The following is a 19,017-nucleotide window of genomic DNA, read 5'->3' as shown; positions in this document are numbered from 1 at the left end:
TAATTGGTTGTTTATCAAGAATAATAACTAAAGTTATATTGAAATGATGATAATCAGATTTTTAGTATAACACATAACTAAATCAGTGAAAGGTATATTTCATTTATGTTAAAAATGGCAAGGTAATAGACCGGATACAATTTTTTTGCTAGAATTGCTTAGGTTTCTTAATATTAAAAATGAAAATTATTTTGATTATTGGGAAATTAAAGAAAAAAATTGCTTCATTATTATAAAATAAATGATATTTGGTAAAAGTAAGTTTGAAATTAGATGTTTGTAATCCTATAATATTCTTATTTGAAGCATAAGATACGCATGCTGTCGAGAGGGGATTTTCTTCAAAATGGAGAACTATATTTATAAGAATAGAAAAACAATGAATGTCCGTCTTAGTGATGAAGTTTATTATATAGAAATAGCTATAAAAAAGAGTTTTCTTGAGAGAATACAAAATCACTCTTTTATATTAACGAATAGATATAATATTGATGATATAATCCATTTGGATTTTCACGCTAAAAATCAAACTGATGATTATTTTTTATTCGAAGTGAAGATGCCATATCAAGCGATGCAAGATCGTCTTGTTGATGGTGAAATGTGGGATTTGCAAATCCTTCGCCAAATGGAAGATGCACCTGTAATGACACGGATCAAAAGTAATGATCGCCAGTTGAACTTCTTTTCCATGCTGGATGAAGATCGCAAGAAAATGTTTTATCCTTTCGCGACCAAAAAAGGAAATCTTTCTTTTTTTGCAAACGATTATAAGATGTTTTCCTTTTTTGAAGATATTGAGCTTCGAAAGGATGGAACTCTTCATTTTAATGGTCATTTTAATTACCCACCATTATTTCAATTTGAAGATTTGAAATTTGAAAAAGTTGAATTGCTCGTCAGGAATAATTTAAATGAAGAAGAAGTCATAATACCGTTAACTGGTATCAACCGTATGGATCTCGCGGAAAAATTTCCTGGAGTCAAGCTTCATGAAGATATCGGTTTTCAAGGTGAGGTCGACCTCAGAACTGAAATCAATGGTGAACAACCTAAGTATTTCATGTTTTACACAGTTCTTCACTATCAAAAGAATGGCGAAATGGAAGAGCTAAGAAGCGTTCGCATGAAATGCAGCAATCTAAAGAATATGCCTGCAAACCGAATTATTAAATTGCAGGATAAAAAAATACAAATAAAAATAAAAGCTACAAAATTATCCAAGTACCTTTCTTTATCTGCATCTAAATATAACTTTAAAACACAGGTCCTCAAAAAGGCAAAAAGTAACTGGGTGAAAATCCGAAGAAGCAAGAGGCTTAGAAAATGGTATAAATCAGCTTTTGCAGTAGTAAGCTTGCTTATTCCAGCCAATAAAAAATTAGTGGTATTCGAAAGCTATCATGGAAAGCAATATAGCGACAGTCCTAGGGCCATATATGAATACATGAAAGTGAATAACCCAGACTATAAACTGGTGTGGAGCGTCGACCGTGCTTCAATGAAGTATTTTGCTCAAAAGGATGTAGAGTATGTCAGACGTTTTTCCATCCGATGGTTATTGATCATGACGAGGGCAAAGTACTGGGTTAACAATGTCCGGTTCCCGTTGTGGATTCCAAAGCCTAAACACACGATATATATTCAAACTTGGCATGGAACTCCCCTTAAGCGTCTTGCGATGGATATGGATGAAGTTCATATGCCTGGGACCAATACGGATAAATATAAAGCGAACTTCCTGAGGGAAGCGAGTAACTGGGATTACTTAGTTTCTCCTAACGCGTATTCCACAGAGATTTTCCAAAGGGCATTCCAGTTCGACCGGAAGATGATTGAATCAGGTTACCCACGTAACGATTTCTTGCATAACTCCAATAATGAAGAAACGATTAATGAGCTTAAAAGAAAATTCAATCTTCCTCTTGATAAGAAACTTATTTTATATGCCCCAACCTGGAGAGATAATCAATTTTTCAGGAAAGGGAAATATAAGTTTAATTTGGAGCTGGATTTAGCGCGGATGCAGGAAGAGCTTGGCGATTCCTATATTGTCATTATGCGTATGCATTATTTAGTGGCCCAGAACATGGACCTTTCGGAATATGAAGGCTTCGCCTATGATTTCTCTCATTTAGAGGACATTCGCGAACTATATTTGATATCTGATTTACTAGTGACGGACTATTCCTCCGTCTTCTTCGATTATGCGAACTTAAGAAGACCTATGATTTTCTTTACGTATGATATAGAAGATTACCGTGATAACTTAAGGGGCTTCTATTTTGACTTTGAAGAGAAAGCACCTGGTCTTTTGACAAAGACCACAGAAGAACTTATTGAAGAGGTCAGGAATATCGAAAGAAGCAATTTCAAGTTGAGTGGACGATTTGAGGAGTTTTATCAAAAGTTTTGCTACTTAGAATGCGGGGAATCCTCTAAACGCGTTGTAGAGCAAGTGTTTGTGAAGAGCAATACTACTGTTTAGAATGGCTTTCAATGTGATCATGAATATACCGGCTGTTTAACAGTCGGTTCTTTTTTTGAAAGGGGAGCATATGGCATCAATAGTGACGAAAGGGAAAGCTATGTTAACGAGCGCCTATAAAATGGCTTTCGCCGTTGCAGGTAAAGTGTTGCCTGCAGATCAAAAGCTTGTCATTTTTGAAAGCTTTTTGGGCAAGCAGTATAGCTGTAATCCCAGGGCGATTTATGAATACTTGCAGAGTAACCATCCTGAATATAAAATGTATTGGAGCGTGGATAAAAGATATGCAGCTCTTTTCAAAGAGGCAGGCATTCCATATCTCGATCGTTTTTCATTAAGTTGGCTGCTCAAAATGACAAGGGCCCGTTATTGGGTGACGAACAGCAGGCTCCCGCTTTGGATTCCGAAGCCGAAGCACACGATCTATTTGCAAACGTGGCATGGTACTCCACTAAAGAAACTTGCGGCGGATATGAATGAGGTTCATATGCCTGGGACGACGACGGATAAATATAAAGAAAATTTCCATGCCGAATCAAGTAAATGGGATTACTTAATTTCACCGAACGCTTATTCAAGTGAAATCTTTGCCTGGGCCTTCAATGTCGATGCCTCTAAAATTCTGGAAACCGGTTATCCACGTAATGATATCCTTTACAACGGGAATAATCGTGATACAATCGACTCATTGAAACAGAAGTTGGGTATACCAATAGAGAAAAAGATCGTTTTATATGCCCCGACTTGGAGGGATGATGAGTTTTATAGCAAGGGAAAATATAAGTTCGAAATAAAACTGGATCTGGATCGAATGAAACGGGAATTGGGGGAGGAGTATGTCATTTTGCTCCGTCTTCATTATTTGGTTTCTGAGAACTTGGATTTATCGGCGTGTGAAGGATTCGCCTATGATTTATCCAGTTACGAAGATATTAGTCATTTGTATCTTATTTCGGATTTATTGATAACCGATTATTCATCCGTATTCTTTGATTACGCAAATTTACAGCGTCCGATGCTTTTCTATGTATATGATATTGAAAATTACAGGGACAAGCTTCGCGGATTTTACTTTGATTTCGAAAAGAATGCACCAGGTTTGTTAGTCGAAACATCTGATGCGGTCATTGATAGTATCAAGACGATGAAATATGAAAATACCACTGATATCAATCATTTTCACGAGCGGTTTTGTGCACTCGAGGATGGCCAGGCTTCACGCCGTGTCGTAGAAAAAGTGTTTTTAGGAAGGTCTGTGTAATTTATGAGTTCAGCTTTGACCGTTTTAAAAGAACAAATCAAACATTTTTATTTGGTAAGGCGTTTATCTGTTTATGAGGTGAAAAGTGCCAACAGCAGTAACTACCTGGGAGTCCTATGGGAAATCATCAATCCGATGATACAGATTGCGATTTATTGGTTTGTATTTGGATTTATCATCTTAAATCGCGGGGATGATTTCCTTCCATGGCTGATGGCGGGGATCGTTGTCTGGTTCTTTGTGAACCCGGCCATAACCCAAACGTCAAAATCCGTCTATTCCCGAATGAATATGGTGTCCAAGATGAGCTTTCCGATGAGTGTGATTCCATCGTATGTCATCTTTGCTAAGTTGTATCAGCATCTCATGCTGCTGGGAGTCATCATCATCCTATTAGGGTTTACAGGTTACCTCCCTACACTCTTCATCTTGCAACTGCCGTATTATGTTGCAGCGACGGTCTTGCTGTTATTTTCATTGGGTTTAATCACTTCAACATTATCAACCATCATTCGTGACGTTCATAATATCATCGTGTCCTTAATGAAAGTCATGTTTTATTTAACACCAATCCTTTGGGTGATGGATGCTAAGGAACATCCTACCATAGTCAACATCATGAAGCTGAATCCACTATATTATATTGTGGAAGGGTATCGAGCTTCGTTGTTGGGGGAATCATGGTATCTGATAGTGCATTGGGAGTATACGCTTTATTTCTGGGCAGTCGTTATCATCTTGTTTATGATAGGTTCCACGCTGCATGTCAGGTTCAGAGATCGCTTTGTTGACTTTAAGTAAACTGGAAGTGAGAAAATTTGGAAAAATCGGTAATAGTCAAAGATATAACGAAGAAATATAAATTATATAATAAAAACTCGGAAAAATTATTGGATCTCCTTTTGCCTAAAAGCTATGGTGAAGAGTACTTCGCACTGAGGAATGTTAGTTTTGAAGCAGAAAAGGGCGATGTAATAGGATTTGTCGGGGTCAATGGATCAGGTAAATCCACATTGTCCAATATTATTGCAGGCATTGTCCCGCCTACGGACGGAAATGTCCAAACTAATGGGAAAACGGCCTTGATTGCCGTTTCTTCGGGCCTGAATAATCAGTTGACGGGCAGGGAAAACATCGAACTGAAAATGCTGATGCTCGGATTCGATAAAAATCGCATCAAAGAACTTGAACCTGAAATCATTGAGTTTTCTGAACTGGGTAAGTTCATTGACCAACCGGTGAAATCATACTCAAGCGGCATGAAGTCCAGGCTTGGTTTTTCCATTTCCGTGCATATCGATCCAGATATCCTGATTATTGATGAAGCCTTATCAGTCGGGGATAAAAACTTTGCCGAGAAGTGTTTAGAGAAAATGAACGAATTTAAGGAAAAGGGCAAAACGATGTTCTTTGTCAGCCATTCAATCGGACAGATGAAGAAATTTTGCCAAAAGGCTTTATGGCTTGAATATGGAGAGCTAAAGGCATACGGTGCCATGAATGAAGTAATGCCGCAATACGAGGCATTCTTAAAAGAATATAACGCCATGTCTAAACAAGAACAGAAAAAATACCGTGAAGAGCAAATGAAAAGGCGTAGTTCCGCACTGGTATGAAAGTGAAAAGCAGACCCGGGCTCCGGGTCTGCTTTTTTTTAGTTAAGCACTTCAACATAAGCTTTCTCAAACCGCTCAGCTGCTGAAAGGTGGGAGTATTCGCTTTCCATTTTATACCTTGCTTTCGAAGCTAACTTTGCTGCATATTCAGGGTCTTTAAGCAAAAGGGAGATGGCTTGTGCAAGTGCTCCTTTATTTTTTTCCTCTACTAAAAGGCCATCTTCGCCATCAATGAGAATCTCCTTTAAACCTCCGATTGCGCTTGCAATGACGGGTGAGCGGCAACTCATCGCTTCTAAAGCGGAAATGGAAGTCGCTTCTTCCACCCCGTGGGAATGAACGCTAGGGATGAGTACGATGTCAGATGCTTCATAGAGGTTATGCATTTTCTCGAACGGCACAGAACCCAGGAAAAGTACGGAAGCGGATATATTGAGACTGGCTGCGGTTTCCTCAAGCCGGCTTCGCTGTTCCCCTGTACCTGCATAGACCAAAACCGTTTCAGGATGGTTTTCCAGCACCTCCGGCAAAGCGAGGAGCGGGTAGATGACACCGTTCTTTTCCGTCATTCTTCTCGGAACGAAAAGCATCTTTTTATGTAGCGGTATTTGAAAGTCCCGGCGAGTTTGCTCCCGCTTGGCCATCTCCGGTTTAAAAGCAGTCACGTCAATGAAGTTCTTGATCGTATCCGCCTCTATATGCGCCAAATGATTTATATAGTCTTTGATCCTTTGATCGACCGTCACAACTTTTGCAGCGGACTGATATGCTTTTCTTTCTAGCTCGCGAATGATCAAATCTTCTTCACTGTCCGGAAGAAGGGCGCCCCTGCTGACTGCCTCGAATGAATAATACCCATGGACGGTTTGCACCGTTGGTATCCCGGATTCGATGGAGGCAAGCGTTGCGAAAATGTCTTGGGCATTGATGACATCATAATTCTTTTTCAAGGCATTAATGGATGAAGCCAATAATTTTTGACGTTGCCGATCATTGAAAAGCTGGCCGCTCCCCTGTTTTACTTTATTTAATAAAAATCCTGGAGCCTGGGCGAGCATCTTCCTCTTGAAAGGTGGTAACTGAGAGAAAGATAATACGTCCACAATATGGCCCCGTGACATTAAACCTTTTTTTAACGTAGTGATATGGCTCGATAGCCCTCCTTCATGAGGGTAGTTGAAAATCGTTGTGATTAAAATGTTCATAATGGCACTCCTTCTTCTAATGTATTACTGTGATGATCTGATCCTTTTCATCCCTTGCAGGCTGCTTACTTTAAAAAGAATGGATAGTGCGAGATATAATCCGAATACCAGCAGCGAGATGATCACCAATTCGATGACGATGGGTAACGAAAGGGTGAGCGGATGGATCCAGAGAGCGATTCCGTAAATGATGGCTCCGATGATGGTAAGCTTGCCGATTTCCTGAAAAACATCCCTGAAAGCGGTCTTGTCCGTTCTTCCTGTCTTCAGCCACAGGTAGCCGAAAAGGTAGAGAGATTGCAGGAGCATGGAAATCCCCGATGCTAAAGCAATTCCACCGACGCCGAGATAACGTGATAGAACCCAGCTGAGCAGCACGTTAAGCATAACGGCAATCAAGCAGGAATACATGGCCACTTTCGTTTTCTTCAAGGCATAAAAGGCGTTCATCAAATAATCCCTCAGTGCAAAGAACGGGAGGCAAGCTGAATAAAACAAGAATGCCCTATAAGTCATGTCAGTTGCTGTAGCATCGAAAGCCCCGCGTTGGAAAGCCAGAGTGATTAAGCTGTTTCCGCTGATTAACATGACGACCATGAACGGAATCGCTAAAAATAACAGTGATTTCAACCCTTTTAAGGTCAAATTAAGGAAAGATTGATAGCCTATAAGCGCGCGCTCGACGATTGAAGGGTACAATACGGTAATCAGCGGCGTGAGGACAATGCTCAATGGCAGCCATAGCAGGCGATTCGCATAGTTCAGGGCCGATACGCTTCCGGTTTCGAGCGAAGTCGCAATAATCCGATCGACGACACTATTCAACTGGATCGCCAAAGCGGCGATAATGATTGGATAAAAGGTGAACAGTGTTTGTGCGATCTGCCTTTTATGAGGCAAGAAAGAGACGATGGGACGGATTCCGTATTTCTTCAATGATGGGTATTGAATGAGGAACTGGCTTGCTGCACCGAACACAAACCCCCAAGCCAGTCCTTCAATCCCAAAGGGAGCAGCGAACAATACGGTGGCTGCTATAATGACCGTGTTTTGTGCAGTTGAAGTGAGTGACGGCAGAATAAAGCGCTTATTCGCATTCAGGACTCCCGTTGCCATGTATGAAAGCGTGAAAAATAGTAAACTGGGCAGCATGATCCGGGTCAGTGATTCCGTCAGGGCAAGCTCTGAATCGGAGAAACCCGGAGCTGTCATCATGACGAGCGGCTTTATGAAAATCATGCAGGCAATGGTCAGGACTCCGGCAACAAGCATGAAGAAAGAACCTAAAACACTGATAAATTCATCAGCTTTCTTTGGGTTATCCGCTTTCTTTTCCAAGTAAATAGGAATAACGCCGGCCTGAAGACCGCTGCCGAGAGCCGTAAATAGAATGGTTGGTATGAGGCTTGCCACGAAAAAAACATCCGCCATGGATGATGCCCCGAAATAGGCGGCTATGATCGATTCCCGCCCGAATCCGAGGACTTTTCCAATGGCTGCAATAATGGTGACGAGCCCGACCGATTTAATGACATTTGAAAGAGTAGGCATATTTTCAATCCTTTAAAATGTTGTCCTTCTGTAAACAGAATCCCAAACAACTATAAAATATCAGCGTAAACGTTTTATCTTCGAGAATATTGTAGAAAAGTCCTGCTAATAGTGCGGCCAACATCAGGCAGATGGTGAACGCCGCAAATGTGCCTTTTCCCGATTTCAGGATTTTCCGGCAGGTGAAAAGGATGAATGTAAGAACCGCAAGTAAGCCGAGCGCACCAGTTTGGACCAGAATCTGGATATATTGATTATCGGTATACATCCTTTCACCAATTTGGTATTCCTTATAGATTGGTGAGGAAAAGGAAAGTGTGGCAGAATCCCCGAAGGTGGCCAGCCCGGTACCGATTATCGGGTGATCTTTGAAAATTTCAATTCCCTTGATCAGGACATATAACCGGCCCCATTCCGTACTTTGGTGCAGGGTCTTATCAGAGAACATTCCTGAAAAGCGATTGGAGAGGGCATGTTCGTGTTCGGAAGAGGGGGTGCTGCCGATTACCACATTTTCCATGGGAATCGATGCGGATACCTCCACTTTACTTGATGCAAATAAAACTGGGTAATAAATAAGAAGCAGGCCAAGACAAAATGCTCCTACAGCATATTTGAGAAATGGTTTATTTCTAGTCCAGATTATAAAGACAAGCGCAGCGAACCCGAATGCAATCATCGTGCCCCGCGAATAGGTAAGCAATAACGTTCCGGAAATCAGGATGGCTGCCAGAAAGACGATCCATTTGTATTTTTTCAGCGACTGAAATAAAAAGAAACCAAGGAATAACTGGATGCTTAAGAATAAAGCAAATACATTAGGATTGGCTGGTGCTCCATAAATCCTCATGCGGTTTGTTGGAGAAAGATTCCACAATTCCCATGCGCGGGGAAGCAGGATCGTACGTGAAAAGATTTTCTCCACTATGCCATGCAGGCAAAGTAAGATAGTAAATATTAGGATTACCTTCAAAAAGCGAAAGATATCCTTTCTTTCTAGATTTAATTCACCGATAATGTAAAGAAGCAAGAATGTAATAAGCAATGCACGGAGTTCAAACAAGATGGGGAGGATTGCCACCCCGTTTATGAGTGCAGCACCGGCACCAATTAAACAAAACAACCAAAATGGCGCAGTAAAGTGATATTTCGAAAATGGCCATTCTTTCTTTTTGGATTTTTCAATAAACAAAGAAATGAATAAGGTGAGGATGATCAGGTCACCTGTATAAGTTAAGCCGCTATTCAGTTCCATCAATATGGGACGGGCAGGGAAATAAATGAATAGAATTAGTAACAGGTTTTTTTTATTTATACCGATAAAAACGAGCATCAACGCCGTAGCCATATAACCGGCGATAGGGTGAGGCACTGCCGATGGGATGAGCAGGCACAGAAATAGAATGGGTAACGATTGTTTTTCTATAAACTTCAAATGATTAACCACCTTTGAATCAAAAATCATGTTCTATGATGTGTATGAAAAAATTTCTTGAATAATACCCCACCCTTTAGATGTATAGTACATATGAAAGGCTGAAGTGAAATGACAGAGAAGTTTGTTGAGATACTTACCATTCCATTCATTGATAGCAATATGGATGAGTTCATGAATGGAATGATTTATCCGAGATTGATGAATCAGGAAAAAACGTTTGTCGTTACGGCAAATCCAGAAATAGTCGAGTATGCAAATGAACATCAGGATTATAAAGACATCATTATATCGGCTGATTACATCACACCGGATGGCGTTGGTATTATTATGGCCTCTAAATGGCTAAATCAACCTTTACAAGAGCGGATTACAGGATTCGACTTGATGAATGAATTATTTCGGGTCGCTGATGAAAAAGCGTTGAAGGTATATCTGCTTGGAGCGGAGGAAAGCGTGATTGAGGCAGCGGCCCTGAAAGTGAAAGAATTATATCCGGGTCTCGAGTTGGTGGGATACAACCATGGTTACATTGATATCAAGGATGATACCCTGCCGAAGTCGATAGCTGAACTTGAACCTGACATCATATTGACTGCATTAGGGTTCCCTAGGCAGGAGAAATGGGTTTCCAGACACTATGCGTTATTCAATAAAGGGTTATTCATGGGGGTAGGGGGAAGCTTTGATGTCCTTGCGGGAAAGGTGAACCGCGCCCCGGTTTTCTGGCAAAAAATGCGTCTTGAATGGTTGTACCGACTGATCCAGCAACCTTCACGGTGGAAACGGATGCTTGCGCTGCCAAGATTCGTATTAAAGGTTCGGCGGTTAAGGAAAACGGTGCAGCGTTCCTGAACATAAGGAGTGGACTGGATGAGGATCTTGCACTTAAACGCTGGTAATGAAACCGGCGGCGGTATGTTTCATATTATGTCCTTACTGAACCAATTGAATAAAGAGGAGTGTTTGCTTGGTGTATTTGAAAAGGGTGAACTATACCGGCGGGCCATGTCCTCCGGGATACAAACTGAACTTTTCAAGCAACATTCCAAATATGACCTTTCAATTTTGAAACCTTTAAGGGATTTTATCCGTCTAAATAATATAGACATCATCCATACACATGGTCCGCGGGCGAATATATATGGTGCTTTTATAAAGCGCCTCATTAAATGCCCATGGCTCCTTACTGTTCACAGTTCGCCTCATCATGATTTTTTAGGGCAGGGCGTAAAAGGAAAGTTGTTTACGGGCCTTCATGTAAGGTCATTTCAATATGCCGATCATATACTGGCGGTTTCCGACCGCTTTAAGCAGGACTTGATTGACCAAGGAATCCATTCGGCCAAAATAACGAAGATCCTGAACGGGATTGACTTTGAAAAGGAACTGCCTTTCCCGTTTCATAGAGAAGATTTCGGGTTCGGGAAAGATGATTTCATCATCATCATGCCTGCAAGGCTTGAACCGGTGAAGGGTCATGAATTTGCTTTAGCGGCCCTAAGTGAAGTGGTATCGGAATTCCCCCATGTGAAGCTGATCCTTGCAGGGGACGGGAGCAGGAGATCCGCTCTGGAGGAGATGGTCTCGGAAAAGGGATTATCCGATAACGTGCACTTTTTAGGGTATCGTGAAGATTTAGATCGAATCTACCCGTTGGGGGACATCACATTATTGACTTCCTTAAGCGAAAGTTTCCCACTCGTTTTACTTGAAGGAGCAAGATCCGGTCTTCCGGCAATCACCAGTGATGTCGGAGGTGTACAGGAATTGATTCCCGATCGGAGCAAGGGCTGGATAACGGATATCGGCAATGTCGAACAGCTGAAACTGGCCATCTGCAATGCTTTGGAATTAAAAAAGTCAGGGGACTTGACAAAGATAGGGTCGGATTTACAAAAATTTGCAAAAAACAACTTTTCTATAGAAACTTTAGCCAATAACGTATATAATGTTTATTTGAGGATGAAAAATTAAAATAAGCATTTATATATAGGTTTTCTTATAGAGCGTAACGGGTATTAGATTTTTAGTTGAATTGAGGTGGTTCTTGATGTTAATAGGGGCCTTGTTGGTAGCCTTTTTATTATCCATTTTTTTGACTCCTTTTGTCGGAAAGCTGGCCTTTAAATTAGGAGCTACCGATAAACCGAATGAGCGAAAAGTGCATAGTAAAATTATGCCGCGCATGGGCGGTTTAGCTATATTTTTGAGTTTTTTCATTACCTACTTGCTTTTTATGGATGATTTTGGGGAGCAGCTGCCCCTTCTTGTGGGAGCCCTTGTCATCATTTTGATCGGGATGGCTGATGATATTTTTGAATTAAAAGCTGCACCCAAATTCCTGGGCCAGGTTTTGGCTGCCCTCATTATCGTATTATGGGGCGGTCTTGAAGTGGAATTCATCAATTTGCCGTTCTTTACGGATACACTAGAATTTGGTGTTTTTAGTATACCGATCACCATTTTGTGGATTGTCAGCATCATTAATGCAATCAACCTGATAGATGGACTGGATGGCCTTGCAGGCGGTGTCTCAACGATCGCATTGGTGACAATTGCAACCATGGCCCTCATTAAAGGGGACCTATTTGTTGCCATGGTCGCATTGATCGTGATTGGAAGCACCCTTGGCTTTTTGAAATATAACTTTCATCCGGCAAAGATTTTCATGGGAGATACAGGCGCATTATTCTTAGGTTACATCATTGCCGTTCTGTCCCTGCTAGGGTTTAAAAACGTAACGATGATTTCATTGATCGTACCGATCATCATTTTGGGTGTTCCCATTTCGGATACATTTTTCGCGATTATCCGCAGGGTCGTCAATAAACAGCCGATTTCGGCTGCTGATAAATCACATTTACATCACTGCTTGATAAACTTGGGATTCACCCATAAGCAGACTGTCTTGCTCATTTATGCTTTAGCTGCTTGCTTTGGTTTAGCGGCCATAATCTTTTCATTTGCAACGATGTGGGGGGCTTTGATCCTTGTAACGGGACTTCTGCTGATCATAGAGATTTTCGTGGAGAAAATTGGTTTGGTCAATTCAAACTACCAGCCGTTGCTCAAGATGCTCAACTTTAAAAATAAGCCATGATCATTTTGGAATAGATTACTAGATTCGCTAGTTTTATCGGAAAGCCACCAGTCGTTTGAAGTAACGGTTGGTGGCTTTTTTGTATACGGGCTTGATCTTTTTAGGTTATTCTTTGTGATTTCATATAATGCATCAAAAACCCCCCGCTCAAGACGAGTGGGGGGTTCGCTTTATTCTTGTATTTGTGATTGTACTGCTTCCGTTTGATTGCCTTCAGCTGGTCCCAAGTTCAAGTGGGATTGAAGCAACAGCTTGGTGTTCGCTAATGATGTATCGTTCAGCTGATAATAATAGGTTCCGTTAATGGTGGAATCCTGACCTTCAAGTTTGATGGTTTCAAGATTGATTCCTTTATCGGTAGTCACATATTTTATGAAACCTCTCATTTGCGAGAATTTAAGGTTCGTTGTCATATTATCGCCGACAGCTTCCATTACGTCTGTATATTTCGTTAGTGATCCAGCAGAGGTTGCTTTGGCAATGATGGCTTTCAGGACTTCCTGCTGACGCTCGCCGCGTTGGATATCACTGTCCTTTTTACGTGTCCGTGCAAATGCTAATGCTTCTTCACCATCAACGGTCTGTAATCCTTCTTCGAGGTGGATGGCATTCTTTTTGTCATGTGAATCGATTTCATACATTTCATAAGGGACGTCGACTTCGATGCCATCCAATGAATCTACGACATCGATGAAAGCATTGAAGTTCATGCGAACATAATAATCGACAGGGACATCGAGTAACTCCTCGACGGTGTCCATCGTCGCTTTAGGTCCGCCGGCTGCATGGGCCGCGTTGATTTTCGTTGTTACGCCTTTGGCTGGCACGTACACATATGAATCACGCGGAATGCTTAATAGTTTTATAGACTTTTGATCTTTATTGAATGTGGCCAGCATTAAAGCATCAGACCGGGAATTTCCTTTTAAGTCACGGTCCTTGCTATCATCGATTCCTATGAAAAGGATCGAGAAATTATCTTCGAGCGGGTCGATTGCTGCATTTCGCTTTGCTGAAGCTTCGACAGGGTCATAGGAATCATTGAATACATTCTGGGCTTTCATATACAGGGTTGCAGCATACGTAGAAGCCCCCAGACCAAGTACCAGCAGGGGAACAAGCAATAACCAAAGCCTCTTTCGCCTTTTTTTCTTTGTTTTTTTAATTTTATAAACACGCCTAGTAGTAGACATCTTTTTCTTCTCCTTTTAAATAACGAACATCAGACATATATCGCTATTTTTCGAATCCTGCAGTTTATATTTCGTCATATATTACACCTAATTTTACAATGATTTAATAATTTCGTAAAATAAATATTTCTTTTCAATTATATTACAGCATAAAAAAGGAAAAATATGCAGGAGTACATCAGGAGAATTCCTCTTCCAAATAAAGCATTTCTTCCTCAGTGATGCGGCCTTGACCATTTGTCAGCTCTGTAATCCAAGCGGTATATGTCTCTTTTTGTGTTTCCTCCACATATACAAGGATATTGACCTGATCAAGGTATTGAATTTCCTTTATTTGATAAATGGAAGAGCGCAATTCGTTTTCCAGTTTTCCAAGCCAGGTATAGTCGACGGTTGTCGAAATGACCCGCATCAGTTTCCTGATGACGACACCGGTGGTATTTATCCCTTCTGAAGTCGCTTTGCTGTAAGCGCGAATGAGACCGCCAGCACCAAGTTTGATGCCTCCAAAATACCGTGTGACCACAACAGCGGTGTCTTTCAGTTCTTTTTTCTTAAGCACTTCCAGGATAGGGACGCCTGCCGTTCCGCTCGGTTCCCCGTCGTCGAGGGCTTTTTGGATTTGATTTTGTTCCCCTATCATATAAGCTGAACAATTATGTGTAGCATCTTTGTGCTTTTTCTTGATTTCCTGGATAAAGGCCTGTGCGGCATCTTCGGTTTCGACCCGGGCGATGTGGGAAATAAAACGGGATTTTTCAATGACGATTTCATGGTCGCCGCGACCTGCCACCGTTAAATATTGAGTGAGCATTATTATTCCACCTTCGTGCTTCCTATTAGTTGATTTATTATAAGGCTTTGCGGAAAAAGTGGCAATGACGATTCATTTACATATTGCATGTGTAAAGAAACTTTAATATAAGATAAAGCTGTACGTGTTATAATTAATTTCATTGCCTGTTATTGTTATTAGCTGGTCATATATGCGTAAAAGAATAACATTGTAGGAAAAACATGAGTTCTGTGCCATTATCTTGGTTTTACCTTAATGTGTCCTCTCATTTCAAGGATTTTGCCATTTAATAAATGCATCTGTTTCATATGATAATCAATGAAGCGGAATATCCCATTTGATTGAAAAGGATATTTTGTATTAGGATAATAGATATGGCTTTCTGCCTTTAATAGGCAGACTTAATGCCGGATTATGAGATGTATAGTAAATATGTACATTTTATGGAAAGCGCAAAAGGAAATTAACGTATTTTTAATCTTTTTTTGGTACAATATGTTCATGAAGGGTACTTCATACAAAAGTTTCCTGAAATTTAACCATTCATGAAAAAGGGAAAGAACTATTTTCCATATACATAGTCTATAAGACAATAAATTTGTTTAAGTCTTTTGATTTAAGTGGAGGGATCTTAATGTCCATTAAAAAGGTTGATGCTAAAGCATTGGACAAGATCTTAGAAACAATGGTGAACACTGTTAGTGAAAGTAAGGATGAAGTCTTTGATATCGGCGAACAATGCCGAAAGGATTTCGAGACATTATCAAAAGAGCTTGATGATGTGAAAATCAGGGTTGCCATTGTGATAACCGACAGCGATGCACTGGATTCAAAAGCCAGGTTTGCTCGAAAAAGGCTTTCAGAAGTCAGTATGCACTTCAACCATTTTTCTGAAGAACAGGTGCGCGATGCTTATGAAAGGGCACATAAGCTGCAAGTCGATTTACAAATTAACCGGCAATTGGAGAAAGAGCTCCGTAATCGCCGGGATGAGCTTGAGTTAAGGTTAAGGGGTTTGCAGCAGACGATCGATAAAGCGGTGCATCTCGTCTCGCAAATATCGGTAGTGCAGAATTATTTGACACAAGATCTTAAATTTGTGGGGGAAGCCCTTCAAGAAGCGAAACGCAAACAGGACTTCGGTTTGAAAATAATCGAAGCCCAGGAGCAGGAACGTAAAAAACTCTCGCGAGAAATTCATGATGGTCCGGCGCAAATGCTGGCAAACGTCATGATGCGCTCAGACCTGATAGAACGAGTACAGCGGGAGAGAGGTCCTGATGAAGCGTTAGTGGAAATCCGCAGTTTAAAGGTCATGGTAAGGAATGCTTTATATGAAGTGCGAAGAATCATCTATGACCTTCGTCCTATGGCGCTTGATGATTTAGGACTTGTTCCTACCCTCAGAAAGTACCTGCAAACGACCGAAGACTATAATAATGGCGTGAATCTGAATTTCGTCAACCTTGGGCAGGTCAAAAGGCTCCCTTCCGATATGGAGGTCGCATTATTCAGGCTGGTTCAAGAGGCTGTACAGAATTCATTAAAGCACGCTGACCCAAAACAGATTCAAGTTAAACTGTCCATTTCCAAGGAGATGGTGACCGTCGTCGTCAAAGATGATGGAAAGGGGTTTGATTCTTCGATTCAAAAAGAAGGTTCATTTGGCTTGGTTGGAATGAGAGAAAGAGTCGAGCTGCTGGAAGGTGAAATGACGATCGATTCACAACCGGGGGCAGGCACTTTGGTATTTATCCAAATTCCCTACCATTTAGATAATGGAGAATAGACATATTAAATAGAAACTAGGAGGAAGAAGCCGTTGAAGACTAGTATCGTCATAATCGATGACCATCAGCTTTTCCGTGAAGGCGTAAAGCGCATATTAGATTTTGAATCATCCTTTGATGTTGTTGCCGAGGGTGATGACGGAAGCGAAGCTATGGATCTCGTTGAAACACATAAACCTGATGTTGTTATCATGGATATCAACATGCCGAACATGAATGGGGTCGAAGCTACAAAAATGCTCGTGAGCCGTTACCCTGAAACAAAAGTCATCATCCTTTCCATTCATGATGATGAAAACTACGTGCAGCACGCATTGAAAACAGGAGCACAAGGTTATCTGCTGAAAGAAATGGACGCAGACGCGTTGATCGATGCTGTGCGTGTAGTCGCTGAAGGCGGCTCATACCTTCATCCGAAGGTCACCCATAACTTAGTTAAAGAATATCGCCGCTTAGCAGCTGAAGAGGGTGCTGATCGTGATTCCGTACATACGATAGAAATCAGGAGGCCGCTTCACCTATTGACACGACGCGAATGTGAAGTGCTTCAGCTTTTAGCTGACGGGAAAAGCAACCGGGCCATCGGCGAAACTCTATATATCAGTGAAAAAACAGTCAAGAACCATGTGAGTAACATTCTTCAGAAGATGAATGTGAATGACCGTACACAAGCGGTTGTCCTAGCCATTAAAAACGGCTGGGTAGAAGTGAAGTAATTAAAGCATTCGATAAGTCCGGCTCTTCAGATTCCGCAATGCGTGCTGAAGGGCTGGATTTTTTTATTGGATGTGATTATATTCAAATTTTCGGCAATTAAAAAGCTGTTTAATGCAAATAAAGGCATTTTCAGATAGAATGGTGAATATATACGAAGTAAATTTTTATAAGGATGGTACTATTATGAAAACCGCAGTCGTAACAGATAGCACTGCATATATACCAAAGGAAATGCGTGATCGTTTACATATACATATGATGCCGCTTAATGTCATTTTTTCCAATGAAGCTTACCGGGAGGAAATTGATATTACTGCGGATGAGTTTTATGAGGAAGTAAAGAGGCAGGAGAAATTGCCGACCACTTCACAGCCTCCAATCGGGAAGTTTGTCGAGAAGTTCGAGGAACTGCAAAAAGAATATGATGATGTTATTTCCATCCATTTATCGAGCGGCATCAGCGGAACGTATCAAGGAGCGGTATCTGCAGGTGAAATGGTCGAGGGAATCAGGGTTCATGCCTTTGATTCGGAAATCAGCTGCATGGTACAGGGGTTTTACGTGATCGAGGCGGCAAAGATGGCACTTGATGGTAAAGGTGCAGAAGAAATCATGGACAGGCTTGAAGAAATGAAACCATCGGTCAAGGCATACTTCATGGCAGATGACCTATCCCATCTCCAGCGCGGCGGCCGCTTAAGCAGTGCCCAAGCTTTGATTGGCAGTCTGCTTCAAGTGAAGCCGGTGCTCCACTTTGTTGATAAAGTCATCGTCCCATTCGAAAAAATCCGTACAAGGAAAAAAGCGATGAAACGGATTGCCGATTTACTTGGAGCAGACGCGGCGAGCGGCGAGAAATATAAAGCCGTCATCATTCATGCGAAACGGGAAAGTGAAGCTAAAGACTGGAAGGCGGAACTTGAAGCCCGGTTTCCGAATGTCGAATTCGACATCAGCTACTTCGGTCCAGTAATCGGAACGCATCTGGGCGAAGGCTCGATGGGGATGGGCTGGTATAAAATTTAAGCTGTGACGCCTTTCACTTAGTGAAAGGCGTTTTTTTATGAACAAAAAGGAATCCGGGAGTTAAAAGCGAATGATAAGGGGGAGTGTGATTCATCAAGAAATGGAGGTTCAATTTGGATTGTGTACAAGCATATCCTGGAAGTAAAACTGTAAAAAAGGGTATGTACTTTACGGTATAGCGAATGATGATTCCGTTACCTAGACCAACTGGTGATGTTGACCTTTCCATCTCCACTTTAATTTTATATTAATACACGTTTTTGCCGCTGATCAACAGACAAGAATTAGAGAAAAAATTATAGTTACTATTGGCTTCTGGAGACAACATTACGAGCAAATAGCTGCTTTCAGGACATCACTGTGGAGTTCTTTCGCATAGAAAATGCTAAGGGTTAGAAACAATCGGTATTATTACGGTCCCCCAATTACGAATGGGAAGGTTACACTTGGATATTCAATGGATCATTAAGTATAGAGTCCCTCCCGAACGGGAAGCGGTCACTATATTTGGTGAAACAACTTGTTTACCTCTATTAACTCTAATATATTAGAAAGTGGTATTATCTCAAGCTTGAACCTGGCAGGTTCATTTATTCATGCGTGGTTTCAGGATAAAGTTCCGTGGCATCCAGAAGGGCAGCCAGATTCATATTACACTCGATATAGTGAATAGCGTGTCTTGCTTATGTCCAACATGGGGTAGCTGAAACTAAATAGCAAAATAATTCAAAGTCGTCCCAAAAGGGCGGCTTTTTATTATGGAAACCACACCTAGACACACAGAGGGAATCTTAGGTTAAAAGTGAGAATGGACATACTTAGAGGAGGATTATATG

14 protein-coding genes and 1 pseudogene are annotated in these 19,017 nt (G+C 41.2%); 10 read left to right on the top strand and 5 right to left on the bottom strand.

Features of this window, described 5'->3' with window-relative positions; all coding sequences use genetic code 11:
- Positions 1–346: 346 nt before the first annotated feature.
- The 4 genes and pseudogenes from J7I90_RS13345 to tagH all read left to right on the top strand — a co-directional run bounded on the left by J7I90_RS13345 (position 347) and on the right by tagH (position 5,365).
- Complete coding sequence (locus tag J7I90_RS13345; RefSeq protein ID WP_214772245.1) at positions 347–2,488, top strand: CDP-glycerol glycerophosphotransferase family protein; 2,142 nt, start codon at positions 347–349, stop codon at positions 2,486–2,488.
- Positions 2,489–2,540: 52 nt separating this feature from the next.
- Positions 2,541–3,749, top strand: a pseudogene (locus tag J7I90_RS13340) (CDP-glycerol glycerophosphotransferase family protein); the annotation flags it as partial.
- A gap of 3 nt (positions 3,750–3,752) precedes the next feature.
- The gene (locus J7I90_RS13335) at positions 3,753–4,550 is read left to right on the top strand and encodes an ABC transporter permease (protein WP_214772241.1); all 798 of its coding nucleotides are present in this window, start codon (positions 3,753–3,755) and stop codon (positions 4,548–4,550) included.
- Positions 4,551–4,567: 17 nt separating this feature from the next.
- On the top strand, positions 4,568–5,365 hold the full coding sequence (gene tagH, locus J7I90_RS13330; protein WP_214772239.1) for a teichoic acids export ABC transporter ATP-binding subunit TagH: 798 nt from the start codon (positions 4,568–4,570) through the stop codon (positions 5,363–5,365).
- A gap of 38 nt (positions 5,366–5,403) precedes the next feature.
- Here tagH and J7I90_RS13325 read toward each other — a convergent pair whose 3' ends face one another.
- Genes J7I90_RS13325 through J7I90_RS13315 form a run of 3 tightly spaced genes read right to left on the bottom strand, consistent with a single transcriptional unit; the run spans position 5,404 to position 9,556 of the window.
- Positions 5,404–6,570, bottom strand: coding sequence for a glycosyltransferase family 4 protein (locus tag J7I90_RS13325; protein ID WP_214772238.1), 1,167 nt, complete (start codon positions 6,568–6,570; stop codon positions 5,404–5,406).
- Between the two features lie 24 nt (positions 6,571–6,594).
- Complete coding sequence (gene murJ / locus J7I90_RS13320; protein WP_214772237.1) at positions 6,595–8,121, bottom strand: murein biosynthesis integral membrane protein MurJ; 1,527 nt, start codon at positions 8,119–8,121, stop codon at positions 6,595–6,597.
- 4 nt (positions 8,122–8,125) lie between these two features.
- Positions 8,126–9,556, bottom strand: a complete 1,431-nt coding sequence (locus J7I90_RS13315; RefSeq protein WP_214772236.1) for an O-antigen ligase family protein — start codon at positions 9,554–9,556, stop codon at positions 8,126–8,128.
- Positions 9,557–9,667: 111 nt separating this feature from the next.
- Between J7I90_RS13315 and J7I90_RS13310 the strand changes: the two genes are divergently transcribed.
- The 3 genes from J7I90_RS13310 to J7I90_RS13300 all read left to right on the top strand — a co-directional run bounded on the left by J7I90_RS13310 (position 9,668) and on the right by J7I90_RS13300 (position 12,659).
- Positions 9,668–10,411, top strand: coding sequence for a WecB/TagA/CpsF family glycosyltransferase (locus J7I90_RS13310; RefSeq protein ID WP_053536849.1), 744 nt, complete (start codon positions 9,668–9,670; stop codon positions 10,409–10,411).
- 18 nt (positions 10,412–10,429) lie between these two features.
- Entirely contained in the window at positions 10,430–11,533 is a 1,104-nt protein-coding gene (locus J7I90_RS13305; protein ID WP_214772235.1) for a glycosyltransferase family 4 protein, read from the top strand.
- A 76-nt stretch (positions 11,534–11,609) separates the two neighbouring features.
- On the top strand, positions 11,610–12,659 hold the full coding sequence (locus tag J7I90_RS13300; RefSeq protein ID WP_214772234.1) for a glycosyltransferase family 4 protein: 1,050 nt from the start codon (positions 11,610–11,612) through the stop codon (positions 12,657–12,659).
- A gap of 170 nt (positions 12,660–12,829) precedes the next feature.
- Here the strand turns inward: J7I90_RS13300 and J7I90_RS13295 are convergent, their stop codons facing one another.
- Together J7I90_RS13295 and J7I90_RS13290 are read right to left on the bottom strand one after the other, a co-directional pair.
- On the bottom strand, positions 12,830–13,852 hold the full coding sequence (locus J7I90_RS13295; protein WP_214772233.1) for an LCP family protein: 1,023 nt from the start codon (positions 13,850–13,852) through the stop codon (positions 12,830–12,832).
- A 178-nt stretch (positions 13,853–14,030) separates the two neighbouring features.
- On the bottom strand, positions 14,031–14,666 hold the full coding sequence (locus tag J7I90_RS13290) for a YigZ family protein (protein ID WP_214772231.1): 636 nt from the start codon (positions 14,664–14,666) through the stop codon (positions 14,031–14,033).
- A gap of 616 nt (positions 14,667–15,282) precedes the next feature.
- On the opposite strand from J7I90_RS13290, the gene J7I90_RS13285 reads away from it, so the two are divergent.
- From J7I90_RS13285 to J7I90_RS13275, 3 genes are all read left to right on the top strand, one after another.
- Positions 15,283–16,437, top strand: coding sequence for a sensor histidine kinase (locus J7I90_RS13285; protein ID WP_214772229.1), 1,155 nt, complete (start codon positions 15,283–15,285; stop codon positions 16,435–16,437).
- 33 nt (positions 16,438–16,470) lie between these two features.
- Complete coding sequence (locus tag J7I90_RS13280) at positions 16,471–17,154, top strand: response regulator (RefSeq protein ID WP_048687855.1); 684 nt, start codon at positions 16,471–16,473, stop codon at positions 17,152–17,154.
- Positions 17,155–17,338: 184 nt separating this feature from the next.
- A complete protein-coding gene (locus tag J7I90_RS13275; protein WP_214772227.1) occupies positions 17,339–18,181 on the top strand; it encodes a DegV family protein in 843 nt (280 codons plus the stop codon).
- The last annotated feature ends 836 nt before the right edge of the window (positions 18,182–19,017 follow it).

The sequence above is a fragment of the Bacillus sp. ISL-57 genome, assembly GCF_018613135.1.
Lineage (GTDB): Bacteria > Bacillota > Bacilli > Bacillales > DSM-1321 > Peribacillus > Peribacillus frigoritolerans.
Note: the sequence above shows the minus strand (reverse complement) of the source record. Positions and strands in the feature narration are given on the sequence as shown.

Coding starts and splice junctions, on each gene's coding strand:
- J7I90_RS13345 (WP_214772245.1), top strand. CDS start 347: ATGGAGAACTATATTTATAAGAATAGAAAAACAATGAATGTCCGTCTT.
- J7I90_RS13335 (WP_214772241.1), top strand. CDS start 3,753: ATGAGTTCAGCTTTGACCGTTTTAAAAGAACAAATCAAACATTTTTAT.
- J7I90_RS13325 (WP_214772238.1), bottom strand. CDS start 6,570: ATGAACATTTTAATCACAACGATTTTCAACTACCCTCATGAAGGAGGG.
- murJ (WP_214772237.1), bottom strand. CDS start 8,121: ATGCCTACTCTTTCAAATGTCATTAAATCGGTCGGGCTCGTCACCATT.
- J7I90_RS13310 (WP_053536849.1), top strand. CDS start 9,668: ATGACAGAGAAGTTTGTTGAGATACTTACCATTCCATTCATTGATAGC.
- J7I90_RS13305 (WP_214772235.1), top strand. CDS start 10,430: ATGAGGATCTTGCACTTAAACGCTGGTAATGAAACCGGCGGCGGTATG.
- J7I90_RS13300 (WP_214772234.1), top strand. CDS start 11,610: ATGTTAATAGGGGCCTTGTTGGTAGCCTTTTTATTATCCATTTTTTTG.
- J7I90_RS13295 (WP_214772233.1), bottom strand. CDS start 13,852: ATGTCTACTACTAGGCGTGTTTATAAAATTAAAAAAACAAAGAAAAAA.
- J7I90_RS13290 (WP_214772231.1), bottom strand. CDS start 14,666: ATGCTCACTCAATATTTAACGGTGGCAGGTCGCGGCGACCATGAAATC.
- J7I90_RS13285 (WP_214772229.1), top strand. CDS start 15,283: ATGTCCATTAAAAAGGTTGATGCTAAAGCATTGGACAAGATCTTAGAA.
- J7I90_RS13275 (WP_214772227.1), top strand. CDS start 17,339: ATGAAAACCGCAGTCGTAACAGATAGCACTGCATATATACCAAAGGAA.